The sequence below is a fragment of the Mesorhizobium sp. M7A.F.Ca.CA.004.06.1.1 genome (assembly GCF_003999135.1).
Classification (GTDB): domain Bacteria; phylum Pseudomonadota; class Alphaproteobacteria; order Rhizobiales; family Rhizobiaceae; genus Mesorhizobium.
On sequence record NZ_RZPQ01000223.1, the window covers coordinates 1 to 7,793 of the forward strand.

At 60.6% G+C, this 7,793-nt stretch carries 8 protein-coding genes; 7 read left to right on the forward strand and 1 reads right to left on the reverse strand.

Going from position 1 to position 7,793, the window contains the following annotated elements:
- Positions 1-776 (forward strand): DUF1499 domain-containing protein (locus EN906_RS15380; protein WP_245484260.1); only part of this gene is annotated, 776 nt, incomplete at its 5' end.
- A 32-nt stretch (positions 777-808) separates the two neighbouring features.
- Here EN906_RS15380 and EN906_RS15385 read toward each other — a convergent pair.
- Positions 809-1,717: an MBL fold metallo-hydrolase gene (locus EN906_RS15385; RefSeq protein ID WP_127270451.1), complete on the reverse strand. Its 909-nt coding sequence runs from the start codon at positions 1,715-1,717 to the stop codon at positions 809-811.
- Between the two features lie 117 nt (positions 1,718-1,834).
- On the opposite strand from EN906_RS15385, the gene EN906_RS15390 reads away from it, so the two are divergent.
- From EN906_RS15390 to EN906_RS15415, 6 genes are all read left to right on the forward strand, one after another.
- Positions 1,835-2,425: a biotin transporter BioY gene (locus tag EN906_RS15390; RefSeq protein ID WP_023808554.1), complete on the forward strand. Its 591-nt coding sequence runs from the start codon at positions 1,835-1,837 to the stop codon at positions 2,423-2,425.
- 365 nt (positions 2,426-2,790) lie between these two features.
- Positions 2,791-4,068, forward strand: a complete 1,278-nt coding sequence (locus tag EN906_RS15395; RefSeq protein WP_236382852.1) for a sugar transferase — start codon at positions 2,791-2,793, stop codon at positions 4,066-4,068.
- Positions 4,069-4,111: 43 nt separating this feature from the next.
- Positions 4,112-5,386 (forward strand): nucleotide sugar dehydrogenase, encoded by a 1,275-nt coding sequence (locus tag EN906_RS15400; RefSeq protein ID WP_127268852.1) that lies wholly within the window; start codon positions 4,112-4,114, stop codon positions 5,384-5,386.
- The gene (locus tag EN906_RS15405) at positions 5,386-6,411 is read left to right on the forward strand and encodes an NAD-dependent epimerase (RefSeq protein ID WP_127268854.1); all 1,026 of its coding nucleotides are present in this window, start codon (positions 5,386-5,388) and stop codon (positions 6,409-6,411) included. Before EN906_RS15400 ends, EN906_RS15405 begins: the two co-directional genes overlap by 1 nt.
- A gap of 97 nt (positions 6,412-6,508) precedes the next feature.
- A complete protein-coding gene (locus EN906_RS15410; RefSeq protein ID WP_164748852.1) occupies positions 6,509-7,339 on the forward strand; it encodes a glycosyltransferase in 831 nt (276 codons plus the stop codon).
- The coding region (locus tag EN906_RS15415; protein WP_206529094.1) for a hypothetical protein at positions 7,336-7,793 on the forward strand (458 nt) is incomplete at its 3' end. The genes EN906_RS15410 and EN906_RS15415, both read left to right, overlap by 4 nt.

Here is a 7,793-nt window from a genome sequence, read left to right on the forward strand (position 1 = left end):
TTCCTGAACGGCAAACGTCGAAGGCGGCCGGCTGGTCGCGGCGCACGGCCGCTTTTTCGTTGGTGCTGCTGCTGACGGTCTTCGTCGGCCATCGCTTCGATCTCGTCGAAACACCTGTCTTTCTGTGGGTGCTCGGCATTGTCGCGCTGCTGGCGGCGATGGCGCTGTTGTTTGCCGGGTTTGCCTTTTCGCGGCTGTGGAATTTCGGCGACCGCGGCGGCCGCGACCTGACGGGCGGCGCGCTGCTGGCATTGCTGGTGCTCGCACCCTACGGCGTCGCCGCCTACTGGGCGACGATCTATCCGCCGCTCAGGGATATCTCGACGGATTTCGACGAACCGCCGGCGCTCGACGTGAGCGACCGGACGAAGGATATGAACGTGCTTGCGCCGTCGACGCCTGGGGAACAGCGGCTGCAGGCCGATAGCTATCCGCTGGTCAGCGCACGCAGCTACGACCTGCCGTTCGAGACTGTCGTCAATGCCGTCGAAACCGTACTCGACCGGCGCGACTGGGAGCTGTCGGAGCCCTATCCCGATCTCGCCGGGCAAAGCGAGGTGACCATCACCGCCGTCGCCAAGGGCTTCGTGATCGGCCTTCCCGCCGATGTGGCGATCCGCGTGACGGACGATGGCGACACGGTCATCGTCGATATGCGGTCGGCATCCCGCTACGGCCGCTACGACCTTGGCGACAATGCCGCGCGCATCACCGAATTCCTGGCGGAGCTCGACCAGGAAGTCGCCGGTCAGGTCGGCGCCGCGCCAGCCGAATAAGGCTTCGGCACTTAGCAGCGGTCCAGGTTGGCCTATCCGGCCGGCGTGAAAATGCCGTCGATGGCCGGTGCGCCGTCTGTCGTGACCAGACCGCGCGCCGTCAGATCCTCGAGATGGGCAAGCACCGACAATCCGGCGGCGCCATGCAGCCGCGGGTCGGTGTCCCTGTAGATCGCCTTGACCATGTCCACGATCGTCCGGTCGCCTTCTCTGACCCGCTCCAGAATGGCGCGCTCGCGCATCTTGCGATGCGTCTTCAACCCGCGCATGAAAGCGCGCGGTGCTGTCACCGGCCCGCCATGTCCTGGCAACAGCAAGCGGTCCCCGCGTTCGATCAAGCGGTCCAGCGAGGCCATGTAGTCGGCCATCGCTCCATCCGGCGGGGCGACGATGGAGGTTGCCCAGGCCATGACATGATCGGCCGAAAACAGGATGCCGGTTCCCTGCAGCGCGAACGCCGCATGATTGGCGGTGTGGCCCGGGGTCAGAACCGTCCTGATCGACCAGCCGTCGCCGTCGACCACCTCGCCGTCGGGCAGGGCGACATCAGGGATGAAAGCCGTGTCGGCACTGGCATCGAGCGCATTGGTCTCGCCGATATGCAGGGCTCTTGCCGGCCGGTGCGGCCCCTCTGCCAGCACGAGGGCGCCGGTGCGCTCTTTCAGCCGGGCCGCCAGCGGGGAGTGGTCGCGATGCGTGTGGCTGACGAAGATATGGCTGACCGGCCGGCCTGCGATCACCTCGATCAGGGTCCGCAGATGCGCCTCGTCCTCCGGCCCCGGATCGATCACCGCCAGCGTATCGCGGCCAACAACGTAGCTGTTGGTGCCGTGAAAGGTGAAGGGGCTTGGATTGCGGGCCGTGATGCGCTGGACATCGGGCGCGACATTCACCCCCTGGCCATAGAAGGGGTCGAAGCCGGTATCGAATTTCAGTGCCATGCATCGGTGCCTTGTTTCGGGAAACGGCAAAACCGATTGCCGCACAACACGCAAGCCAATATAGGAGGATGTGAGGCCGCGAACATCGGAGTGCGGCAATCGGATTGGGGAAATACCATGGCAATTGCAACTACGATGCGTCCGCTTGTTTCTCTGGCTCTGCCGCAAAACGGCGCGGCGCGGCTGGCAACGCAGCTTTTCCTGGCCATCGCCGGAACGCTTGTGCTGACACTGTCGGCCAAGACCAAGGTAATGCTCGGGCCGGTCGACATTTCGATGCAGACGCTGGCCGTGCTGCTGATCGCCGCCGCCTTCGGCATGCGTCTCGGCGTCGCCACCCTGCTGCTCTACATGGCCGAGGGCGCCATGGGCTTCCCCGTCTTCCAGAGCACGCCTGAAAAGGGTCTCGGCATTGCCTACATGCTCGGCTCGACCGGCGGCTATCTCGCCGGCTTCGTGGTCATGGCGGCAATTGTCGGCTGGGCGGCGGATCGCGGCTGGGACCGCCATCCAATCAAGCTTTTCAACGCCATGCTGGTTGGCGAAGTCGTCATGATGGCAATGGGCTTTGCCTGGCTGGCGCTGCTCATCGGTCCGGAAAAGTCGTGGCAGTTCGGCGTCGTGCCGTTCATCGTCGGCGACCTGATCAAGGTGGCGCTCGCGGCAAGCCTGGTGCCGGCCGTCTGGACGCTGCTGAAGCGCGGCTGAAGCGCGCGATCGAAGAAACGGCCAGGGGCAATCAAGCCACTGGCCGGAGCGGCGTCACTGGCGGATTTCCGGTCTGATGTCCGCCAACCTCGATAGATTGTCGGTTATATCGCCCTAGACGCTGCGACATCTTCAGTAATGATCATTAAGTCGCTTTATTAGCCCAGGCTTTTCAATTTCCCGAACTGTTGATCTGAGAAATAGATGCTTGCTGGCGCGGCCGCGCTGTCGTAGCTCTTGGTCTTCGACTGTATCGAATCGCCGGGGGGCGAGACGTCCGATTCGTTGTTGTGAACGATCAGGTCAGATGCACTATCGCGCTGGTCTGTCGCCGATACGGCAGCTTCGGGGAAGGGGGGAAGACGTTGAATGTCGCAGCGTCGACTATTGTCGGAAGCCGGCACTTCCTGTTCAGGATTCGGTTTCAACTGCTTGGCGGACTGACATTCGCGATTTTTGCGCCGGCGATCATCCGGATTGTCTTCAATCCTGAATTCATCTATTCGGCCAATCTTCAGGTAACAGTAGCCGCTGCGGTCATCGCGCACCTTGTGGGCTTCTTGTCTTATCGCCGCATCGGAAATTTCCCGGGCGTGGCCGCGGCAAGTTACATCTTGCCGACATTTGCCCTGTCCTACGGGGCTGTTTTCCTGACCATCTTCTTTTTTCGGTTCGAGTACAGCCGGTTTCAGGCTGCCGCCAGTTTCACGCAGTCCACGCTCTGGTACTTCGGCCTGAGCCTGTTGACGCGGCGTCTCGATCCGTACCGGCTCGTGGTGATTCCCGGCGGAGATGTCGAGCGCCTCAAGACGTTACCGGGTGTGCATTGGTTTTGGATCAAGTCGACCAGTACGATAATCGAAAGAGCCAGCGGCGTGGTCGTTGATCTGCGTGCCGATCTTGGCGCGGAATGGGAACGATACATCGCGGATCGGGCCCTTTCGGGAACGCCCGTATACCACGTCAAGCAGGTCAGAGAGTCGCTGACCGGTCGGGTCGAGATCGAGCACCTGTCGGAAAACACGCTTGGTTCGCTCAATCCGAACCAGGCCTATCTCAAGATCAAGCAGGCGGTCGACTGGGTCTCGGCACTTGTCTTGATCATCGTTCTTTCCCCCGTTCTGGCGTTGATAGCGCTGCTGATCCGGCTGGATTCCGATGGTCCTGCGCTGTTTCGCCAGCAACGCATGGGCTACCGGGGCAAGATCTGCACGGTCTACAAGTTTCGCTCGATGCGCCAGCACTCTGGCGCCGGCAGCGACAAGGAAAGGGCGATCACCAGGCACGACGATGACCGCATCACCAGAGTCGGGCGTTTCCTGCGAAAATCCAGGATCGACGAACTGCCGCAGGTCATCAACATCCTGCGTGGCGAAATGAGTTGGATCGGACCGCGGCCGGAAGCTGTCGTGCTGTCGCAGTGGTACGAGGCTGAGCTGCCATTCTACCGCTACAGGCATATCGTCAGGCCGGGCATAAGTGGGTGGGCACAAGTAAATCAGGGGCATGTGGCTGCCGTCGATGACGTTATGGGAAAATTGCACTATGATTTCTATTACATAAAGAACTTTTCGCCTTGGCTGGACGTTTTGATAACTCTCAAGACGCTGAAAACGATGCTTACCGGCTTTGGTGCGAGATAACCAATGCGAAGCATGGCTCTGGAATAGCAAGCGCAGGAAGCAGATGGATCTCGCCTCCAGGAAAATAGCGATCATCGGGCTTGGCTATGTCGGCCTGCCGCTGGCGGTCGCCTTCGGCGCCGGCAGGGATGTCGTCGGTTTCGACATCGACCAGTCGAGGGTGGACGCGCTGAGGCGTGGCGACGACCATACGCTGGAAGCCAGCAGCGATGAGATCAGTGCTGCGTCGCGGCTGACATTCACCACCGACAAGGCCGCTCTGCGCGATTGCGGGATTTTCATCGTCACGGTTCCGACGCCGATCGACAGGGCCAACCGTCCGGATCTGAAACCGCTGATCATGGCATCGACTTTGGTCGGTGAGGTCATATCGCCAGGCGCGGTGGTGATCTTCGAATCGACGGTCTATCCCGGCTGCACGGAAGAGGTGTGCGCGCCGCTGATCGAGAAACATTCGGGCCTGCGCTACAATGAGGGGTTCTTCCTCGGCTACAGTCCCGAGCGCATCAATCCGGGCGACCGCGAGCATCGGTTGCAAACGATCGTCAAGGTCACCAGCGGCTCGACGCCGGAAGCGGCCGAAGGTATCGATGCGCTCTATGCCTCGATCGTGCCGGCAGGCACACACCGTACCTCGAGCATTGCGGTCGCCGAAGCGGCCAAGGTCATCGAGAACACTCAGCGCGACCTCAACATCGCGCTGATGAACGAGCTGTCGCTTATCTTCGGCAAGCTCGGCATCGACACGTCCGAAGTGCTGGAAGCCGCCGGCACCAAATGGAATTTCCTGCGCTTCACGCCTGGTCTCGTCGGCGGCCACTGCATCGGCGTCGATCCCTACTATCTCACCCACAAGGCCCAGGAACTCGGCTATCATCCGGAGGTGATTCTTGCTGGCCGCCGTATCAATGACGGCATGGGTCGGCACGCGGCGGATCAGACGGCCCGCCTGATGATGCGCAAGGGAATACCTGTCGTTGGCAGCCGGATTCTGGTGATGGGCGCGGCCTTCAAGGAAAATTGCCCGGACCTGAGGAATTCCAAGGTCGCCGATATCGTTGCCCAACTGAAGGAATACAACGCCGGCATCGACATATGGGACCCCTGGGTCGACGCGCAGGAATGCGCGCGTGCCTTCGGCGTGGCCAGCATGAAGGACATTCCCGACATGCGTTATGACGGCGTTATCGTGGCCGTCGGCCACAGGCAGTTCCGCGCGTTGGGCGTCGACGGCCTGATGGCGCTTTGCAAGACCCCGGGCGTCATCTACGACATCAAGGGTCTGTTCCCCAGGCATGTCACGGATGGGCGTTTCTGATGAAGGTTCTGGTCACCGGCGCGGCCGGCTTCATAGGATATCACGTAGCGAAGCGGCTGCTGGAGCGCGGTGACGAGGTCGTCGGCATCGACAACGTCAACGACTATTACGATCCGCAGATCAAGGAGGCGAGGCTGCGGCTTCTGAACGAGGCGAGCCGTAAGACCAATGCCGGCTATCATTTCATCCGCGGCAATCTCGCCGACAAGAGCGTGGTCGACGCCTGCTTTGCCGACCATGCATTCGACCGGGTGATCCATCTCGCCGCCCAGGCCGGGGTTCGCTACAGCCTGGAAAACCCGCATGCCTATGTCGAAAGCAACATCATCGCCTACACCAACGTGCTGGAGGCCTGCCGCAACAGCGCCGTCGCGCACCTGACCTATGCCAGCACGTCGAGTGTCTACGGCGCCAACACCGACATGCCGTTTTCCGAGCATCGTCCGGCCGACCATCCGCTGCAGTTCTACGCCGCGACCAAGCGCGCCAACGAGCTGATGGCGCACAGCTACAGCCATCTGTTCCGATTGCCGACGACCGGTCTTCGCTTCTTCACGGTGTATGGTCCCTGGGGGCGCCCGGACATGGCGCTGTTCCTGTTCACCAAAAACATCCTTGCCGGTGAGCCGATCAAGCTGTTCAACAACGGCAACCACACGCGCGACTTCACCTATGTCGATGACATCGCCGAAGGCGTGATCCGCGCCAGCGACAGCCCGGCCACGGGCAATGCCGCCTGGGACTCCAGCCGTCCGGATCCGGCCACAAGCAGCGCCCCCTGGCGCATCTTCAACATCGGCAACAACAACCCGGTGAAGCTGACCGCCTATGTCGAGGCGCTGGAAAACGCGCTGGGCCGCAAAGCCATCGTCGAACTCTTGCCGCTGCAGCCCGGCGACGTGCCCGATACCTTCGCCGACACCTCGGCGCTGGAGCAGGCGGTCGGCTACCGCCCGGCGACGACGGTGACCGAGGGCGTCGGGCGGTTCGTCGAGTGGTACAAGGCGTATTTTGCGCGGGGATAGGGTTCGGCGTTTCCCGGCTGATCCGCGCTGTTCCATGATCACTTAACCAGGAGCAGATGGAATCGATACGGCTCGCAAACAGGCAGTCTGCAATCCATTGCAGTCCCAGGCGCTACTGAGCGTCTGCATCCCCACGTTCAATCGGCGGGATCGCGTTGCGGCGCTGGTTCAGCAACTGTTGCGTACGGACTGTCCGTTGCAGATATGCGTCCATGTCGACGGTTCGACCGACGGAACGAACGAAGCGCTTGCGGAAATCGCGTCTCGCGATGCCAGTTTGGTGGTCACCACCGGCCCGAATGACGGCAGAGGCCGTGCGATGTTTTCGGCGATTGCTTCCGCCACTGGCGACTATTGCATGGTCTTCGATGATGACGACGATCTCTTCACCGATCGCTTGCCGGAGGTCTGTGAGCACCTCTCGCAGAGAGGTGTCGATCAGAAGATTGCGGGTTTTGTGTTCTCGATGGCTCTTGGCCACCCAGAGACCGCAGCAGAGCCGTTTCCGTCGGAACGGACAAACCTGATAAAGATGCGGGCCGACGAACGGGTGGTCGGCGACAAGAAGGAGGTCATCAAAACTCCTTTGCTTAAACGGGTTGCCGTGCCCCCAGCGGGGCGGTTCCGCCGCGTTCCAACATCTCTTCTCTGGTCCAGATTGGCGATCGAATACGACGTTATCTGTGTCAATGTCGAGATTGGACGAAAACGATATTTGCCGGAGGGGATGACGGCAAGGATTCGGCTTCTTCAGCGACAAAATGCATACCCGATGTTGTTGCTGAACTTGAACTACATCAAGGCGTTCTGGCTAGGACGATATCGGTCGGTTCGGTTCCTGGGCAAGGCGGTTCTTGCCTGTTTGAGCTTTGGTGTCTTGAGTTTCCCGTTCTTGCTCAAGAGGTCATTCGTGCGGGTGACTTCATGAAAGAAGCCAGCTTGTGGAAGTTGGTGGAAGCCATCGTAATACGAATTGTTCCTGGTCTTCTGAACATAGCGACGTTGCTGTACATCGGCAGCCATCTGGAGACTGGACAGTACGGTATTTTCAGCACGACGATTGCGACAGTTTCATTTATTTCGACACTTGTTTTTGGAGTCGCGACCTATTCGATAATGCCGATTTCCGCAAAAATGCATGCCGCGGGAATGGGTAGAGAGTACGTATCGTCCATTTTGACCGTGCTCGCAGTTGTGGCGTTGTTTGTCGTCCTGGCTGGACTGGCACTGACGTGGCTGGGATTTGGCAATGCCGTTGCCGCGACCATCATCGTTTCTTTCGGCTTGCACACCGCACTTCAAGAGATTTTGAGGTCACAACTGCGTTTGTGGGCGTACGGTTGGTCGGCGATTTGCCAGGCCGTCGCATACCAGGCAGGAGC

Coding starts and splice junctions, on each gene's coding strand:
- EN906_RS15405 (WP_127268854.1), top strand. CDS start 5,386: ATGAAGGTTCTGGTCACCGGCGCGGCCGGCTTCATAGGATATCACGTA.
- EN906_RS15385 (WP_127270451.1), bottom strand. CDS start 1,717: ATGGCACTGAAATTCGATACCGGCTTCGACCCCTTCTATGGCCAGGGG.
- EN906_RS15400 (WP_127268852.1), top strand. CDS start 4,112: ATGGATCTCGCCTCCAGGAAAATAGCGATCATCGGGCTTGGCTATGTC.
- EN906_RS15390 (WP_023808554.1), top strand. CDS start 1,835: ATGGCAATTGCAACTACGATGCGTCCGCTTGTTTCTCTGGCTCTGCCG.